15 protein-coding genes are annotated in these 16,136 nt (G+C 45.1%); 5 read left to right on the plus strand and 10 right to left on the minus strand.

Going from position 1 to position 16,136, the window contains the following annotated elements:
• Window positions 1-265 precede the first annotated feature (265 nt).
• Both AAHH42_RS00915 and AAHH42_RS00920 read left to right on the plus strand, forming a co-directional pair.
• The gene (locus AAHH42_RS00915; protein ID WP_425286306.1) at window positions 266-2,290 is read left to right on the plus strand and encodes a TonB-dependent copper receptor; all 2,025 of its coding nucleotides are present in this window, start codon (window positions 266-268) and stop codon (window positions 2,288-2,290) included.
• Window positions 2,291-2,396: 106 nt separating this feature from the next.
• On the plus strand, window positions 2,397-2,978 hold the full coding sequence (locus AAHH42_RS00920) for an aminodeoxychorismate synthase component II (RefSeq protein ID WP_342221513.1): 582 nt from the start codon (window positions 2,397-2,399) through the stop codon (window positions 2,976-2,978).
• A gap of 167 nt (window positions 2,979-3,145) precedes the next feature.
• On the opposite strand, the gene trbL is transcribed toward AAHH42_RS00920, so the two are convergent.
• From trbL to trbB, 10 genes are read right to left on the minus strand one after another with little or no spacing between them, the layout of a single operon-like run.
• On the minus strand, window positions 3,146-4,492 hold the full coding sequence (gene trbL / locus AAHH42_RS00925; RefSeq protein WP_342221514.1) for a P-type conjugative transfer protein TrbL: 1,347 nt from the start codon (window positions 4,490-4,492) through the stop codon (window positions 3,146-3,148).
• A gap of 14 nt (window positions 4,493-4,506) precedes the next feature.
• Window positions 4,507-5,298 carry a P-type conjugative transfer protein TrbJ gene (gene trbJ / locus AAHH42_RS00930; RefSeq protein ID WP_342221515.1) on the minus strand — a complete coding sequence of 264 codons (792 nt, stop codon included), beginning with the start codon at window positions 5,296-5,298 and terminating at the stop codon, window positions 4,507-4,509.
• A 17-nt stretch (window positions 5,299-5,315) separates the two neighbouring features.
• Window positions 5,316-6,656 carry a TrbI/VirB10 family protein gene (locus AAHH42_RS00935; RefSeq protein ID WP_342221516.1) on the minus strand — a complete coding sequence of 447 codons (1,341 nt, stop codon included), beginning with the start codon at window positions 6,654-6,656 and terminating at the stop codon, window positions 5,316-5,318.
• 5 nt (window positions 6,657-6,661) lie between these two features.
• Window positions 6,662-7,141, minus strand: a complete 480-nt coding sequence (locus AAHH42_RS00940; protein WP_205411429.1) for a conjugal transfer protein TrbH — start codon at window positions 7,139-7,141, stop codon at window positions 6,662-6,664.
• A complete protein-coding gene (trbG, locus tag AAHH42_RS00945) occupies window positions 7,141-8,046 on the minus strand; it encodes a P-type conjugative transfer protein TrbG (RefSeq protein WP_425286307.1) in 906 nt (301 codons plus the stop codon). Before trbG ends, AAHH42_RS00940 begins: the two co-directional genes overlap by 1 nt.
• Window positions 8,047-8,062: 16 nt before the next feature.
• Window positions 8,063-8,764, minus strand: coding sequence for a VirB8/TrbF family protein (locus tag AAHH42_RS00950; RefSeq protein ID WP_072550519.1), 702 nt, complete (start codon window positions 8,762-8,764; stop codon window positions 8,063-8,065).
• Between the two features lie 4 nt (window positions 8,765-8,768).
• Complete coding sequence (locus AAHH42_RS00955; protein WP_425286308.1) at window positions 8,769-11,345, minus strand: conjugal transfer protein TrbE; 2,577 nt, start codon at window positions 11,343-11,345, stop codon at window positions 8,769-8,771.
• The gene (locus AAHH42_RS00960; RefSeq protein WP_072550518.1) at window positions 11,342-11,653 is read right to left on the minus strand and encodes a conjugal transfer protein TrbD; all 312 of its coding nucleotides are present in this window, start codon (window positions 11,651-11,653) and stop codon (window positions 11,342-11,344) included. The genes AAHH42_RS00955 and AAHH42_RS00960 overlap by 4 nt, the downstream gene beginning before the upstream one ends.
• A gap of 2 nt (window positions 11,654-11,655) precedes the next feature.
• Window positions 11,656-12,057 carry a TrbC/VirB2 family protein gene (locus tag AAHH42_RS00965; protein WP_072550517.1) on the minus strand — a complete coding sequence of 134 codons (402 nt, stop codon included), beginning with the start codon at window positions 12,055-12,057 and terminating at the stop codon, window positions 11,656-11,658.
• An 11-nt stretch (window positions 12,058-12,068) separates the two neighbouring features.
• Entirely contained in the window at window positions 12,069-13,031 is a 963-nt protein-coding gene (gene trbB / locus AAHH42_RS00970; RefSeq protein WP_072550516.1) for a P-type conjugative transfer ATPase TrbB, read from the minus strand.
• A gap of 262 nt (window positions 13,032-13,293) precedes the next feature.
• Between trbB and pncC the strand changes: the two genes are divergently transcribed.
• From pncC to mlaF, 3 genes are all read left to right on the plus strand, one after another.
• On the plus strand, window positions 13,294-13,782 hold the full coding sequence (gene pncC, locus AAHH42_RS00975) for a nicotinamide-nucleotide amidase (RefSeq protein ID WP_342221517.1): 489 nt from the start codon (window positions 13,294-13,296) through the stop codon (window positions 13,780-13,782).
• A 263-nt stretch (window positions 13,783-14,045) separates the two neighbouring features.
• Window positions 14,046-15,188, plus strand: a complete 1,143-nt coding sequence (gene recA / locus AAHH42_RS00980) for a recombinase RecA (protein WP_072550514.1) — start codon at window positions 14,046-14,048, stop codon at window positions 15,186-15,188.
• A gap of 78 nt (window positions 15,189-15,266) precedes the next feature.
• Window positions 15,267-16,097: a phospholipid ABC transporter ATP-binding protein MlaF gene (gene mlaF / locus AAHH42_RS00985; protein ID WP_342221518.1), complete on the plus strand. Its 831-nt coding sequence runs from the start codon at window positions 15,267-15,269 to the stop codon at window positions 16,095-16,097.
• Window positions 16,098-16,136: the final 39 nt, after the last annotated feature.

The raw sequence follows: 16,136 nt of genomic DNA on the forward strand, positions 1-16,136 counted from the left end.
GTAATTCGCCGATTAGCTCAATAGAAAATCAGTTAATCGGCGATAAAAATCAGCACAATTATTGTTATATCGCTCAGCTATAGGAAGCACTGGCTTGGCTACGATTGTATCACCTGATTTTAAATGTTAGCGGTTGTTTATGAATTTCAGATAGGATCGTAAAATGCTTTGTCCTGATGACAGTTCATTAGGCTTCTTGCAAAACCGTCGTTCGTTATGCGAGGTAGTCTATTCATCGGGGCATTTTTATTGTCTAGGGATCACTATGTTCGACATAAATGGTTTATATAAAAAAACCTTATTATCATGCACTATCGCTACTATTACGGTGTTGATGCCGCTTAATACTGCTGCTGAATCAGTGCTAGATTATACAGTGGCCAATAAACAGGGAAATCAGCCCGATGATGAAGATGTGATTACGGTTACAGCGCCTTTGTATTCGCCATTGACGGTGGTGACTTCGCCTAAAACGCCACGGCAACCGGTGCCTGCCAGCGATGGCTCTGATTATCTAAAAACTATCCCCGGGTTCTCCCAAATCCGTAACGGTGGCACCAATGGTGATCCAGTATTCCGCGGTATGTTTGGTTCTCGCTTAAAAATCCTTAACGATGGTGGTGAAATATTGGGCACTTGCCCCTCTCGTATGGATGCACCGACTTCTTATATTGCACCAGAAAATTATGATTTATTAACGTTAATTAAGGGACCACAATCGGTACTTTGGGGATCGGGCGCTTCAGCAGGAACGATTTTGTTTGAACGGCAAGCGCCACAATTTGATCAAACAGGTATCAAAACCAATAGTAGCCTATTGGTTGGCTCTAATGGTCGTCACGATGAGAATATTGATGCTAGTTTGGGCAACCAACAAGGTTATCTGCGTTTGATCGGTAATCGGTCCCAGGCAGGCGATTATAAGGATGGCCATGGTGTGACTGTTCCCTCTAAATGGAAAAAGTGGAACACAGATCTTGTACTGGGCTGGACACCCGATGCTGATACTTTGCTTGAATTTACGATGGGCAAGGGTGACGGTGCCGCGCGTTATGCTGGTCGAGGGCGAGACGGCTCACAATTACAACGTGATAGTTTGGGGATGCGTTTTGAAAAGAATAATCTTGGCGAAATATGGGATAAAATCGACGCTAAGATTTATTACAATTATGTCAATCATATTATGGACAATACCACATTACGTTTTCCTATTAGTGGCAAATCCAGCACTAATTTAGATCGTGTAGCCTTCGGTGGGCGAGTGATGGCAACCTGGTTATGGCAAGATTTTAAATTGGAGAGTGGCGCGGATTTTCAAACTAATACCCATCGTATTAAAAAAGAGAATAACTGGAAAAATAATGCTAGCTTTTATAACTATGGCTTATTCAGTGAATTGATTTGGTTTGCCACCGAGCAGAATAGGTTGATTACGGGTGCACGCTTAGATCGTAATCTAGCACGCGATTTGCGCGATAATAGTTCACGTGATAGCAACAGGCGCTCGACTACATTACCGAGCGGTTTTATGCGTTTCGAACATAATTTGTCAGACACACCGGTATTATTTTACGCAGGGCTGGGATATACCGAGCGTTTTCCTGACTATTGGGAATTATTTTCACCCAATAACGGAACAAAGGGTAGCGCGAGTGCTTTTGCAAACCTTAACAGGGAAAAAACCACTCAGTTTGATATTGGAGCACAATATAATCACTCGACTGTGAATGCCTGGATCTCCGCCTATGTTGGGCGAGTAAACGATTTTATTTTATTTAAATATGATCCGAATTATGTTCGTCGTATTCAAGCTGATAATATCGATGCGACTCTTTTCGGCGGTGAAATGGGCGTCGGTTATTCTCTAGATGAACATTGGAAAACAGATGCTAGCCTGGCCTATTCATGGGGACGCAATAATAGCGATCAGCGCCCCTTACCGCAAATGCCTCCCCTTGAAGCGCGTCTGGGGTTAACTTACGAGCAAGGTAATTGGAGCAGCACTGCCTTGTGGCGTGTGGTGAGTAGTCAACATCAAGTCGCGATAAATGAGGGCAACGCTGCCGGTAAAGACTTTGGCTCCAGTACGGGTTTTACCGTGTTATCGGCTAATATGGCTTACAAATTTAATAAACAAGTAAAAATCAGTGCGGGCATCGATAATCTACTCGATAAAAATTATAGCGAACACCTCAATTTAGCCGGTAACAATAGCTTTGGTTACGCCGCGAGAACGGCGATCAATGAACCTGGCAGAACCGCCTGGACTAAGCTGAATATCACATTTTAAGAAATTAATTTCTTTAAAATTTCTAAATATAGATTTAAAAGTACAATAATTTTCTTAAAAAAGCGAAAAGTTGTCTTTTATCTCTTTTTGTTTTGTTGGATTTACCATGTTACTACTGATAGATAACTACGACTCTTTTACTTATAACCTGTATCAATATTTTTGTGAATTAGGGCAACAAGTATTAGTAAAACGTAACGATGAACTGCAATTGGACGATATTCAGCAACTCGCACCGTCACATTTGGTGATTTCACCTGGCCCTTGCACGCCCAATGAAGCCGGTATCTCTCTGGACGTGATCGACCGTTTCGCCGATAAATTGCCAATTCTTGGAATTTGCCTAGGTCATCAGGCATTAGGGCAGGCATTCGGTGCCACCATCGTCCGCGCACGGCAAGCGATGCATGGCAAAACCAGTGCCATTCGGCATAACAATAGTGGGGTATTTCATGGATTAAAGCAGCCACTGACCGTCACTCGTTATCATTCGTTAGTGATAGCTGCAGATTCATTACCGGATTGTTTTGTATTAACCGCTTGGATGGAGCAAGCGGGAGCCATTGATGAAATCATGGGCATCCGTCATCGCACTCTACCGCTTCAGGGAGTACAATTTCATCCCGAAAGTATTCTTAGTGAACAGGGGCATCAGCTTTTGAATAATTTTCTACAAGTCACATGGTGATATACCCAATGAATTTCGAGTTGAGGCAAGGCGGCAATCAATCGAATCCAGGTAGTACATGACTGGGATGAGTGTGAGTAGCCAACGCCGCCACAACTTGAAAGGCGAAGGGTATGTTAATATCGATAGTTTGACACGCCCCTATTCCAAGATAAATATTGATTCGATTAGTTTTTGTTGACAAAAGCGGCAGCTTCTTCGTTCATTCCCGCCACCAGAGGCTTAGCTTGACTCACAACAGGAGGGGCATTAGCAGAAACATCCGTCTGTTGTTGTACGCTGCTACTGCCGGTACTGTTATTGTCACTTCCAGCATTCGCCATAAGATTTTGTGCGTGTTGTGATGGCTGCGGGTTTGGCGCTGTCCCCTGTTGTGCCGATTTTGTACTTACGTCAGCGGTAAAACCGCCAGAACTCGCCATCGCTGATGCAAAACCACTACTACCACCTGTGCCCCCACCGCCACCACTGCTTCCGCCAGAAAGTATACCGCTCCCTCCGGCCATCTGCTGCGCGGATTGAAAGGCGGTTTGAAGTGTAGAAGATCCGCCACCTACTATATTAGTTGCGCCAGTCAACGCCATGGCACCACCGGTTGCCGCCGCTGCCGCCGCCATGCCTACGGCACCGCCAGTAAAATTACCGCTCAAGCCAGCGCCACCAAAATTCCCATTGTCAATAATACTGCCGATCAACGGAGGGATCTTATTGGTGAGGAAAAATAGCATAATAGAAGCAACAAACATGATCCCCAGCTCTTTTAAGTTGGCTCCACCGCCCATATCAGCATAATACTGATCGATGAAGGTTTTTCCGATACCGATTAACAGCAGCATTGCCATAAGCTGAGCGCCGACACTCAGCACCGTTTTGTAGAAGCTAATCGCAATATCAGACGTCCAGCGAGAGCCTCCAAATCCAAGAAAGAAGACACCGCCATAAATCAAAATCCACGCTGAAATGAAAAGCAGTAACAAGTTGATACCGATTAAGGTCAACACAAAGAGAATGACGATGGAGATGAGAATACCCATTGCGCTATCCACTGGCGACCATATCGACGATTGATCCAATACTTTAAAAAAAATATCAAAACCAATTTGCACCACACCGCCGGGTGTGAATTCAGTCTTTATGCCTATTGCCTTACTGCCTATTTGCCACATCGATTTAATAATGGTATCGCCGATAGCGGGGCCATTGACCAGGATCCACCAAAAAAAGCCGGTAACGCCAAAAAAGCGGACAGTTTCGGCAAAAAACTCCTGAATATCCGCCTTCCTCAAGATCATCATGCCGTAGGTCCACACCATGCTAATGAGTACCAACCCCCAAAATAGCCAGGTAGCGTACTCCACCATAACCGTACCCCAGGCACTTGCGGCATTTTGATAACGGCTTAATATTTTATCAAATACATTGGTATCCATAGGTGCCGCATAAGCGGACACCGAATAAAAGAATATCAAGCCGAAGGTGGCAACAGACAAAACACCCAGGATGCGTTTGTTCATTGGATTTTCATTCCTTACCAGGACCAGGTTTTCACTGTAGGACTGGAAATATTACTGCTATTACGTAGCTGTCGTGACGATGCCATTGCCTGTGCTTCACTATCGGCAATCACTTGCGCACGGGTAGCTTCTGCATTCTGTTGCGCCATAAGTAATCCACGAATTTGTAATAACTGGTTTGCCTGTGCACTGGCGAGTTGGCTCGCTGCTTGTGCTGCCTGCATTTGACTCTTAGCACTTTCAACCTGACTTTGCAATTTCGTTAATTGACCCGAGTCTTTCTGTAAAGATTTTTGCTGTTGATCGATACCTGTCAATACAGCATCGTAGGCAAGTTTCTGTACTTCTGAAGCATTATCTTGTGCCTTAAGTAGTTCTTGACGTTGTGAATCAGTACATCCACCACTGGTAAAGCAGGGTGACGAAAGATGACCCTTTAGGTCTTTATATTGTAACAAATATTGTTCTAGACCACCGAGCTTCCTTTTATAATCGTTTAAGGTGTTTTGTGCTTGGAGCAATTTTTCTGTGCTTGCGAGCGGATCATCCCAATTATAAGAGCTCAATTTTTCTACCATTTCTTTATAATGGTTTATTTGTTGTCTATAGTGGTTTACCTGTTTCATGTAGTGCAGGCCCTGCTCTAATTTGGTACCTGCAGTGGTAAGAGCATTTGCGCCCGATACTGCTGTATGGGGTACATCGAACACAGGCCATGCAACCACCTGTTGTGACATCAATCCAGCGATAATCATTGTTAATACATTAATTTTGGACGTTAACGTTTGCTTCACATTTTTTTTCATCTTACTTCTCCTTGACGTTAGTAATCGAACGATTGGTAGGCTTTGGTGAAAGTAATGTCTTTTATGATAATGATGTTGAAGCGATAACCAGGCCGAATTTCTAATGTCGGCGCAATATTGAGATTTTTTTCAATCATCTTAGTGATAACTTGACCAAACTGTTGGCCAAGGGCTTGGCTCATTTGGCTATTCATATTGGGGCTTTTATCTTTATTTCCGCTATTGTCTTGGTCTTGACTATAGGATATACCCGCAGTGACAACAGACATCAGTAACGCTGAGGAAAAAATACGAAAATAATGATTATTCACCTGATCACGGAAACCAGAATAGCCCGCGTTATCGGCACCGGGCATCGCGCTAATATCGAGCGCTTTACCATCAGGAAAAATTAAACGCTGCCAGGCAATCATGACTGCGGATTGTCCGTAGGCAACATCACTGGTATAAGCGCCCAGCAGACGAGTACCCTGTGGGATTAAGAGGTATTTGCCGGTTGCTGTGTCGTATACATCCTGTGATACCTGTCCCATGATTTGTCCCGGTAAATCGGAATTGACTCCACTGATCATCACGCCCGGGATCACCCCCCCTGCACGGATTTCAAATGCTGAACGTGGTACTTGCATTTTTTCATTCAGCTGCCAGCGATCGGTTTGCTCTTTGTTAGCGAATTGGTTAATGTCGTTGCGCGTGCTTAAGGTGGAACCAGATTGAGCTCCCAATTGAGAAGCAGCGATACTTGATTGAATTTTCGATACCTGTGCTTGATAGTCAAGGTTTAGGTCAATCGATGCTTGCTTATCAATTTCCTGCTGTACAGCGTCGATACCAAATGTGTTATCACGGTTTTGTGGTGAGTGATTACCGGAGACAGAGTTTGACGTCAGCTGGCTCGATATCGGTATCGCGGTTTTCGCTCTCACGGCTTCTTGAAACTGCTGCATTTTTTCTGCGTGCCTTTGCTGTTCCACAGGATCCGGTTCTGTGGGTATCGGTGTTTCCTGAGTAGCTTGTATCGACGAGAGATCAGTGCCGCCTATGGGCAACGAGGGCAGGTTATCGATAAACTTTTCGGTGGGTTCGGGCAAAGGCTCAGGCGTCTCAGACGGGATTAAACCGACGCACCGACCCGCTACCACACTCATTGCCATCGTAGAAGTATCGGTGTTTTTATTCGAAGTCTGTGATATGTCTTCCTCGTTTTGTACCTTATTTGCCCGTTTGACAGCAACCATAGCGACCAACAACACAAAAATGCCAACGGCGACAACCGCGATGATCAGCGGAAAATTGTTGACACGGCGGACACCATTTTTGGGCTTATCACCGATAGAAAGTTCAGTGTCATCTGCCATTGCGATTACTCCTTACGGATCCAAGCACTAGCCGGATACAGCTTACCCTCAGGGGTGAGCGTGAAAACACGGCTGATAGATTGATTACCAATCTGCAGGGTGACACGATAAAGATCCGTCGATTTCGGCGCATCGACAATGTAATGCAGATCAAGGTAACGCAAATCAGGATGAGGCGCTGCAGCGACCACACTGGCTTGCGGACGACGAGTGCGTTTGGGCGTGGTATATTCCATCAGGGAATACCCTTTGGCGCGTAGCGCTACCACCAAGGTCGCACCGTACGTATCTTGTATCGGCTGTTTAAGACACAAATGTGTTTGTGCAGGCGGATATAACGTTAATAATTGCGCCACCGTGTCCTGCGCCATTTTCTGATTCAAATGAACCGGCGCAGCGGCATAATTGCCATATCCTCCGTTTGATGTGCAGCCGCTGAGAGCGGCTAAGCTGACCATCAGCAGCATCACCTTTTTATACATCATTATTTCCCCTTGGTGATAGTAATGCGATTCTGGCTCGAACCCACGCCAGAAATCAGCATAGCTTTCTCAAAAACAGTATCGACGATGTAACGGTTTCCTTGCACACGGTAGTTAACCATCTGGGTTTCTCCATCGGACAAACGAGAGCCATTTTTACGAATGACCAACAGTACCGGCGCTTCGCTTTGTTTCATTGTTGCTGGCATTTCAATGATGGTTTTACGACCATCGTTATACACACGCGTTGGTTTCCAACGTGCTGAGCCTTTGAGATCATAATTGAAATCAAGATCGCCTAAGTATTCACCCGTTTGTGGAATGGTTTTTTCCTGACGTTCTTTCACTTTATTCTCACGGATGGCATTCCATTTTGCCTGTGCATCTTCTGGATAAGTAAAGGAAACAAACGGCATAAACTGATTGCGACTCGAACGCAAACGGAAATGGTAAGTCCGGCGGTTGGTCGTGACTACCATGGAGGTATCCAAGCCAACATCGAGTGGTTTGATCAGCAAATGCATCATTTTGGCGTCACCTGCACCGGTAATTGCCGGTTCGACATTAAAACGGGGATCACCGACGTTAAGATTGTTAACCTGTTCACCAGGTTGCAACGCCACATCGCACACCTGCAGAACCGCACAGAGGATCTGTGTTTGGCCGGTAGTGTAGACATAATTAATAGCCCCGTTTTGTCCGGCAAACGGCTTACTTGTGGTGCTACCGGTTTGCCACTGTTGCCCGATAGAGAGCGCCGCCTTCTCTTGTGATGTCAGTAGTGGATCATTGTCAGAGAAATACTGTTCAGCTAACTGATTATCAGCAGGGACAGCCATGGTCGCCCTCGGTATCAAACCGAAAATCAAAGCAAAAACTATTTGCTTCATAACGAAAATTTTTTTCATAACGAAAGCCTCAGGTTTAAAGTTGCTTCGACCAATTAAAATCTTTGATAAAGATGTAATGCGGATTCATAAATATTTCTGCTGACGGCATATTGGCATCCTTATTTTGGTAAATAGTAACCAGTGCACGCATTCTGGACGGTTCACCTTTAGGTGAACCTTCTCGTGCTCGTATGGTTTCAATCCAGTCGACTTGCCAGGAATCTTTTGACTGCTGGATGACCGATTTAATATCCACGCTTACTGTCTCATTCGCGGCTCTGTTAAAAGGGTTGGCTTCCTGGCTACCATTTAAGTAATCGTTAGCTTTGATGGTGGCGGGATCGTTGGGCGCTAAATAGCTATAGGTGCGTATTACTGCTTTACGTTGTACCTCCGCATCCGGTGTAACCAGGCGGATATTATTTATCCAGTCAGCAACCGCAGAGCGATAGTTATCAACCTTGGCTTGAGGAATATGATCGGCACGTGTCATCGAGATCGTATTACCGCTACAATCTTGTTGATATATCAAGGGAATAAATTTGGATTGGCTACCGATGTAGATAAGCCCCCCCACTGCACTGAGTGTTATCAAGAGACATATCAGGCTGAAAAAAATAGCTAAGGTGCTATATTCCATCACGCTACCAACATGGCTATTCCAGGAACGACGCGCATTGGTATAAGGGTTGGTTGTGTTGTTCGCCGGCGCCGTTTTTTTTCCGAAAATACTCATGCTGTTACTCCACCGTCTTTGGGATATAGTCGTTAAGATCAAGCCCTTTAAGGCGTGCCCATTCATAGCTCCAAGTTTGGCCGTGCTTCGCTTCAAGTTTTCTAATAGTAGCGATAGATTCTTTGTCAGTAGAACCGACAAAAGCGAGTGCTAGCGGACCCAGTGCCAATTGATACAAACGTCGACCATTCTCAGATACGTAATAATAATCACGCTTGGGAACAGCAGAGGCGATGATTTCAATCTGGCGTGGGTTTAACCCCATGTTGGCGTAAATTGCTGCGGTTTTTTCCTCGCGGGCGTTAGGGTTAGCAAGATAAATACGACAGGCTGTCGATTCGGTAATGATATCGAGGATGCCAGATTTCAGGGCTTCAGAAATACTCTGGGTCGCCATCAGTACCGCACAATTTTTTTTCGCCATCGAACGTAACCATTCCTCGATTTTATCGCGGAAGGCCGGATGAGAGAGCATCAACCAGGCTTCATCGAGGATCAGTAACGTTGGCCAGCCTTCGGCTTCATCTAACGACTCTTCGATGCGCATAAATAGGTAAAGCAACACGGGTAAGGCGAATTTTTCGCCTAAACCCAGCAACTGTTCAATCTCGAAGGTCATAAAACTGGACAGATGTAAACCGTCTTCGCTGGCATCAAGCAGGTGTCCCATGTTGCCATCCACCGTATAGGGTTTTAGTGCTTCACGAATTTCAGCATCTTGCACGGTGACACTAAATTCAGACAGCGTTTTTGCATGGCTATCGCTCATACTCATAATAGCGGTAGCGATTTCATTGCGCTGCACCGGCGTAGTAATGACACCATTCAATGCCAAAATGATATCGATCCATTCCATAGCCCATGCACGGCGGGCACGCGTGTCGATTCGTGCTAACGGTGCAAAAGCGAGCGTATCATCGCTACCTGCGATGGTAAAATGCAACCCCCCCGCCGCTTTACAGGTTGGGTACATCGATAATCCCTTGTCAAAGGCATAAATACGTGCTCCCAGATAACGACGCCACTGAAAAGCAACCAAACCGAGCTTGGTTGATTTACCGGTACGCGTGGGTCCGAAAATAATACTGTGTCCAAGATCACGGACATGTAAATTCATGCGAAACGGCGAATTTCCGCTGGTTATGGCATGTAACAACGCTGGTGCGTTGGGTGGAAATAGCGGTGAAGGTGCACGATTTTCACCCGTCCAGATGGTGCTGGTCGGTAACAAATCCGCCACATTCATGGTATTAAGTATCGGACGCCTAATATTTTCAACGCCATGCCCCGGCAATGATCCCATAAAGGCATCCATCGTATTGATAGTTTCAACACGCGCGGCAAAGCCTAACCTGGTGATGGCTTTTTCAATTTGTCGCGCTGCAGCTTCTACTTGTTCACGGTTATCATTCATCAAAATGACCACACTGGTGTAATAACCCTGTGCGATCATATTACTGTTGGTTTCTGCGATCGCCGATGAAGCATCGGCAACCATGGCTAATGCATCTTCATCTACGGTGCCACTGTTGGTATTGAACACTTGATCGAAAAAACCACGTATTTTTTGCTTCCATTTTTTGCGGAATTTTTCCAGGTGTGAAATCGCTTCATGCTGATCCATAAAAATAAACCGTGACGACCAACGATATTCGATAGGTAATTCTGCCAAGGTTGACAGGATCCCTGGGTAAGATTCAAGGGGAAAGCCCTCGATGGCAACGACTTGAATAAAATGTTGCCCTATTTTCGGCACTATGCCCGTCCATAACTCTTGTCCACCAATAAGCCCATCGATGTACATCGGATTACTTGGCAACTGAATGGGATGATTCAACCCCGTGACACAAAATTGCAACCACTGTAAAAATTGGTCATGTGTGACGGTTGAGCTATCTTCGTTGATGATTTTCTGACTGCGCAGTCTTTCCATGTTGACCGCTGCCGATAAACGTGATTCGAAGTTAACCACTTCACGTTTAAATTGTTCGATTAAATGCGTGGTTTGCAGTTTTTTATTTTTCTTATGCGCATCATCATCAAACATTAACTCGACAAACTTCCGTTCAGCCAACATAGGTGGAAACCAAGTCAGAGTAATGACAAAAAAACCTTCGTAAAGGGTACCCAGATTTTCGAACAGATTACGCCGTTCTTCGTCAATCGCTGCTGAAATCGGATCGGTAAAATGTGATAGCCTTCTTTCGCTGTAGTTGGGTGCCGGTCTGCGTACTGCATCCACATGCAACAACCAGCCGTTATCCATATTGGCAAACGCCTGGTTGATACGGAACGAAATCATCTCGCGTTCGGAATCAGTGGCACTGGCGTTATCGGCTCCACGATAAAACCAGGCTGCCATAAAAGAGCCGTTCTTACCGACAATCACACCGTCATCCACCACGGCGGCGTAATTGAGTAAATCTGCCAATCCATCATCACTAGAATGATGTTTTTTTAGCCTCAAGCTCGCATTAACCACGCAAACACGCGTAAACAACGTGCAAAGTAACACTATGCCTAAGACAGCAATGACCATCGTTATCACAACGGGTATAACTTCTTTCGTGATCACCATCATTGGTATTGCTGTCCTTGAGAAACCGTATTAGAGCGAAACGGTGTTGAGCGTGGTGGATAATAAGGTTTGTATCGCCGGTGGCGCAGATAAACGAAACGCATTTTCGGGTCTGCTTTGGCCATTTTTCGCAAAATCCAGATCACGGAAAACCACATAACAGTGCCAAAGATAGCCGCATTCCAATCTTGTACTGCTACCACCAAAATTGCAGCAAGCAAACCGGAAAACATCACCATTTCACGATCACCTCCCATGAAAAGATTATCTCGGTTACTCACTCTGCGAATACAGATCGTTCGTAGTGCCATACCTATACCCATCTCATTGGTATAAGATCGATTAAGTTATGTGATAACGAGGCTATCTCAGCACCCTTTCCGGTAATTGCTGTAAGCATGCTATCTGCCGTCACAATAAAAGAAACAACTAAAACAGCGAAAATCAACGAGCGTAAAAAACCGTTCATTTCACCACCAAAAATCAGTGCTGCCCCTGCACCGACTAGGCCAATAATGGCTGCCGCAAAGGCAAAGGGGCCACTCACCGAGGTACGGATCTTGGTGAGATAAGTATCGAAAGGAAGAGAATCAGCACCAGCAGAGGTAACTTGGGTGGCGAAGGCTGGATGTGTGCTTATCAACAACAAAACGATACCCATAACCAGTAACAGGCGATGACTGACAGTAAAACGAGACACAGTGAAAAATGGCATGTTGGCTTTCCTCAAAGTTGACGGGTTTTATAATGACCGTTTGTATAGCCGGAAATCTCAATGATCCCCTGTACACGACGGCCTTGCGGAGTTTTGGCGATATGAACAATCACATGCACCGCATCGCCAATAAGCGGCTCAATATCAGAGGGAGCATTTGCGTTACGAGTAATGAGTGACTTCAGACGCGTTAGCGCTGACATAGCATTATTTGCATGTAAAGTTGCAGCCCCTCCTTCGTGACCCGTATTCCACGCATCTAACAGATCCAGCGCCTCGGCACCCCTGACTTCACCAACCAGAATGCGATCGGGTCGCATGCGCAAAATGGTCTTCAGCAACATCGTCATTGTGACTTCAAGCGTGGTGTGATACTGAACACAATTCTGAGCGGCACATTGAATTTCACCGGTGTCTTCAATAATACAAACGCGTTCTGTCGGATCATGTAAAACCATTTGATGAATGATTGCGTTGACCAGTGTGGTTTTACCCGAACCCGTACCGCCAATCACCAATATATTACGGTGATCACACACCGCCTGTTTTATCATCGAACATTGCTCAGCGGTCATGATCCCGGCGGCGAGGTACTGATCGAGAGTAAAGATAGCAATCGCTTTTTTACGGATGGCAAAAGTTGGAGCTTGCACTACGGGAGGAAGCTGCCCGGCAAAACGTGAGCCATCGAGCGGTAATTCCCCTTCGATCAGAGGAGAGGCACGAGTGACTGTTTTGCCATGATAACCGGCAACAACCTGGATGACGGCAGCGGCACGTTGCGGCAACATGGTGCCAATACGCGCCATCTTTTCACCTAACTTTTCTTGCCAAATACCGCCATCCGCATTGAGTAGTACCTCTATCGTTTTAGGATCGTTTAGTGCTGAGACAATAAGTGGCCCCAAATCACGCCCCAGTTTCTCAATTGCTCGTGTGTTGACTGACGAATGTTCTTTTTCCTCTATAGTCATCGTCTACGCCCTTGCCTTTTACAAAGAATTTACATAATAAACGAGGAAGTGAAATAATTAGTCAACGAAACAATATAAACACCGGAATTTTGCATGTAGTTAAGGAAAGATAGAGTTAGCTAAGGAATTGCAGCAAATGGCGTTGCTTTTTTTGGGGCTGATGGTTGGTTTGTGAAGCATCTCGCATCTTTTAGTGATACTAGAGTAGAAAAGATAAAGAGTGTTACTATCAAACTAAACATTTTATCAAGACGGAGAGATAATGAGTCATGACCAACTACATGAATTTAGTTTTGCTGTCGGTAAAAAGCTCAGACAGCGAAAGGCTTTTATTACCTGTGCAGAATCTTGTACTGGCGGATGGATAGCAAAAGCGATTACTGATATTCCTGATAGCTCTGCCTATTTTGATCGTGGCTATGTCACCTATAGCGATGCCGCTAAACATGATCTACTTGGTGTCTCTAAGGCGACATTACTAGCTTGTGGCGCGGTGAGTGCCGAAGTCGTAAAAGAAATGGCGTTAGGGGCGTTGGACAAGGCGAATGCAGATTTTTCTTTATCTGTTAGCGGGTTCGCTGGGTCCGATAAAAAAGACGTCCACGACCCGCAGGGTGAAGTATGGTTTGGTTTTGCGGCAAAAACCGGTGAGGTTATCACGCAGCTGCAAATTTTCCGTGGTAATCGCGAATCAATACGTATGCAAGCTACTGTTTTTTCATTAAAAAAAATATTAGAACATTTTCTATAAAAATAGTCTTGATGCTGTATTATTGTACAGTATAATCAGGAGTAGTTTTCTGTGTATACCCTTCGCCTTTCAAGTTGCGGCGGCGTTGGCTGCTCGCACTCATCCCAGTCATGTACTACCTGTACATGACTGGGATTCGATTGATTGCCGCCTTGCCGTAACTCGAAATTCATGGGGTATAGCACAATATTTAATGGCAATAATAGACTTTTTGCAAAGCTGTCGTTCGCTATGTAAACGTTATGTAAAGGAGAGAAGTAAAAATGGTGACTGATGAGAATAAACAAAAAGCGTTGGCTGCGGCATTAGCACAAATTGAAAAGCAATTTGGCAAAGGTTCTATCATGCGCCTGGGTGAAGACCGCTCTATGGACGTTGAAACCATCTCGACAGGATCTCTCTCTCTCGATATTGCATTGGGTGTGGGTGGCTTGCCGAGGGGGCGTATTGTCGAAATTTATGGCCCAGAATCATCAGGCAAAACGACGCTAACCTTACAGGTTATTGCATCGGCTCAACGTGAAGGAAAAACCTGTGCATTTATTGATGCTGAGCACGCTCTTGATCCTATCTATGCCAAAAAATTGGGTGTAGATATTGATAATTTACTTTGTTCTCAACCTGATACGGGTGAACAGGCACTGGAAATCTGTGATGCCTTAACACGTTCTAATGCTGTTGATGTGATCATCGTCGACTCTGTTGCTGCTTTGACACCGAAAGCAGAAATTGAGGGAGAAATCGGTGATTCTCATATGGGGCTCGCGGCGCGTATGATGAGTCAGGCGATGCGTAAATTGGCGGGGAATCTAAAGAACGCTAACACGCTATTAATTTTTATCAATCAGATCCGTATGAAAATTGGGGTAATGTTCGGCAGCCCTGAAACCACAACGGGAGGCAATGCACTTAAATTTTACGCATCGGTACGTTTAGATATTCGGCGGACAGGTTCAGTAAAAGACGGTGACGAAGTGATCGGTAATGAGACTCGGGTCAAGGTAGTTAAAAATAAAGTTGCAGCGCCGTTCAAGCAAGCTGAATTTCAGATACAGTACGGAGAGGGGATTAATATCCACGGTGAGTTAATTGATCTTGGTGTTAAACATAAACTTATCGAAAAAGCAGGAGCCTGGTACAGCTATAATGATAACAAAATTGGTCAAGGTAAGGCTAATGCCAGTAAGTATCTGAAAGAAAACCCCTCTATTTTTGCTGAATTGGATAAAAAATTACGTGAGATGTTGCTCCCTAAATCCAACATTAAAAGCGCTGATGCAAAAAGTTCTGGCACTCAAGACACGCGTGTTAGAAGTTCTTCTGGTATCCCAAAGAAGATGCAAACAGAAGCAGCGACGGAAACTGCAGATGATGAAAGAAACAACGATACGAGTGAAGAGTTTTAACCTCTTTCACTGGGTTGAAGCTGCATTTCATGCTGAGGCACAGTAAGGCATAGTAAGGCACAAAAAGGTACACCCGAAATGACCCCATTGGCATCGAATTTAATTGAAATCCGTAGTATGAGTTTTACTCGCGGTGGACGTAAAATATTCGCCGATATCGATATGACAGTGCCTCGTGGCAAAATAACAGCGATCATGGGGCCATCAGGGACAGGTAAAACCACCTTGTTACGTTTGATAGGGGGACAATTAGCCCCTGACTGTGGCATGATTTTGTTTGATGGCGACAATATTCCTACTTTGTCACGACAACGGTTGTATCATGTGCGTAAAAAAATGAGTATATTATTTCAGTCTGGTGCACTATTTACCGATTTGAGTGTTTTTGAGAATGTGGCATTTCCCTTGCGTGAGCATAGTAATCTGCCACCTGAACTGTTGCACAGCACGGTGATGATGAAATTGGAAGCCGTCGGGTTACGTGGTGTTGCTCATTGGATGCCATCCGAACTTTCTGGTGGTATGGCCCGGCGGGTTGCTTTGGCACGGGCAATTGCCCTTGATCCTGAGTTGATCATGTTCGATGAACCTTTCGTTGGTCAAGATCCGATCACCATGGGAATACTGGTTAAACTTATCGATGAACTGAACCATGCATTGGGGGCCACCTGTGTTGTCGTGTCACATGATGTACCTGAGGTGCTTAGTATCGCTGACTATGCTTATATTATTGCTGATCAATACGTGATTGCTGAAGGAACACCACAACAGTTACAAAATAATGATGACCGACGGGTACGCCAGTTCCTCGATGGTACTGCCGACGGGGTAGTGCCTTTTCGTTTTGCCTCTAATGATTATAAAACCGAACTATTAGAACCTGTTCAATATTCAGCAAAACGCTTTTAGAGCCTGTTCCAAATCTTTTTCGTTGTGCTCAGACGAGGA

The organism is Candidatus Fukatsuia endosymbiont of Tuberolachnus salignus, from assembly GCF_964030845.1.
In the GTDB taxonomy this organism is placed as follows: domain Bacteria; phylum Pseudomonadota; class Gammaproteobacteria; order Enterobacterales; family Enterobacteriaceae; genus Fukatsuia; species Fukatsuia symbiotica.

Excerpts from the sequence above, each read along its gene's own strand:
- trbB (WP_072550516.1), bottom strand. The coding sequence starts at position 13,031 with ATGACTATAGAGGAAAAAGAACATTCGTCAGTCAACACACGAGCAATT.
- trbG (WP_425286307.1), bottom strand. The coding sequence starts at position 8,046 with ATGAAAAAAATTTTCGTTATGAAGCAAATAGTTTTTGCTTTGATTTTC.
- AAHH42_RS00965 (WP_072550517.1), bottom strand. The coding sequence starts at position 12,057 with ATGCCATTTTTCACTGTGTCTCGTTTTACTGTCAGTCATCGCCTGTTA.
- AAHH42_RS00955 (WP_425286308.1), bottom strand. The coding sequence starts at position 11,345 with ATGATGGTGATCACGAAAGAAGTTATACCCGTTGTGATAACGATGGTC.
- AAHH42_RS00935 (WP_342221516.1), bottom strand. The coding sequence starts at position 6,656 with ATGGCAGATGACACTGAACTTTCTATCGGTGATAAGCCCAAAAATGGT.
- AAHH42_RS00940 (WP_205411429.1), bottom strand. The coding sequence starts at position 7,141 with ATGATGTATAAAAAGGTGATGCTGCTGATGGTCAGCTTAGCCGCTCTC.
- pncC (WP_342221517.1), top strand. The coding sequence starts at position 13,294 with ATGAGTCATGACCAACTACATGAATTTAGTTTTGCTGTCGGTAAAAAG.
- trbL (WP_342221514.1), bottom strand. The coding sequence starts at position 4,492 with ATGAACAAACGCATCCTGGGTGTTTTGTCTGTTGCCACCTTCGGCTTG.
- AAHH42_RS00915 (WP_425286306.1), top strand. The coding sequence starts at position 266 with ATGTTCGACATAAATGGTTTATATAAAAAAACCTTATTATCATGCACT.
- mlaF (WP_342221518.1), top strand. The coding sequence starts at position 15,267 with ATGACCCCATTGGCATCGAATTTAATTGAAATCCGTAGTATGAGTTTT.
- AAHH42_RS00920 (WP_342221513.1), top strand. The coding sequence starts at position 2,397 with ATGTTACTACTGATAGATAACTACGACTCTTTTACTTATAACCTGTAT.
- recA (WP_072550514.1), top strand. The coding sequence starts at position 14,046 with ATGGTGACTGATGAGAATAAACAAAAAGCGTTGGCTGCGGCATTAGCA.
- AAHH42_RS00950 (WP_072550519.1), bottom strand. The coding sequence starts at position 8,764 with ATGAGTATTTTCGGAAAAAAAACGGCGCCGGCGAACAACACAACCAAC.
- AAHH42_RS00960 (WP_072550518.1), bottom strand. The coding sequence starts at position 11,653 with ATGGCACTACGAACGATCTGTATTCGCAGAGTGAGTAACCGAGATAAT.
- trbJ (WP_342221515.1), bottom strand. The coding sequence starts at position 5,298 with ATGAAAAAAAATGTGAAGCAAACGTTAACGTCCAAAATTAATGTATTA.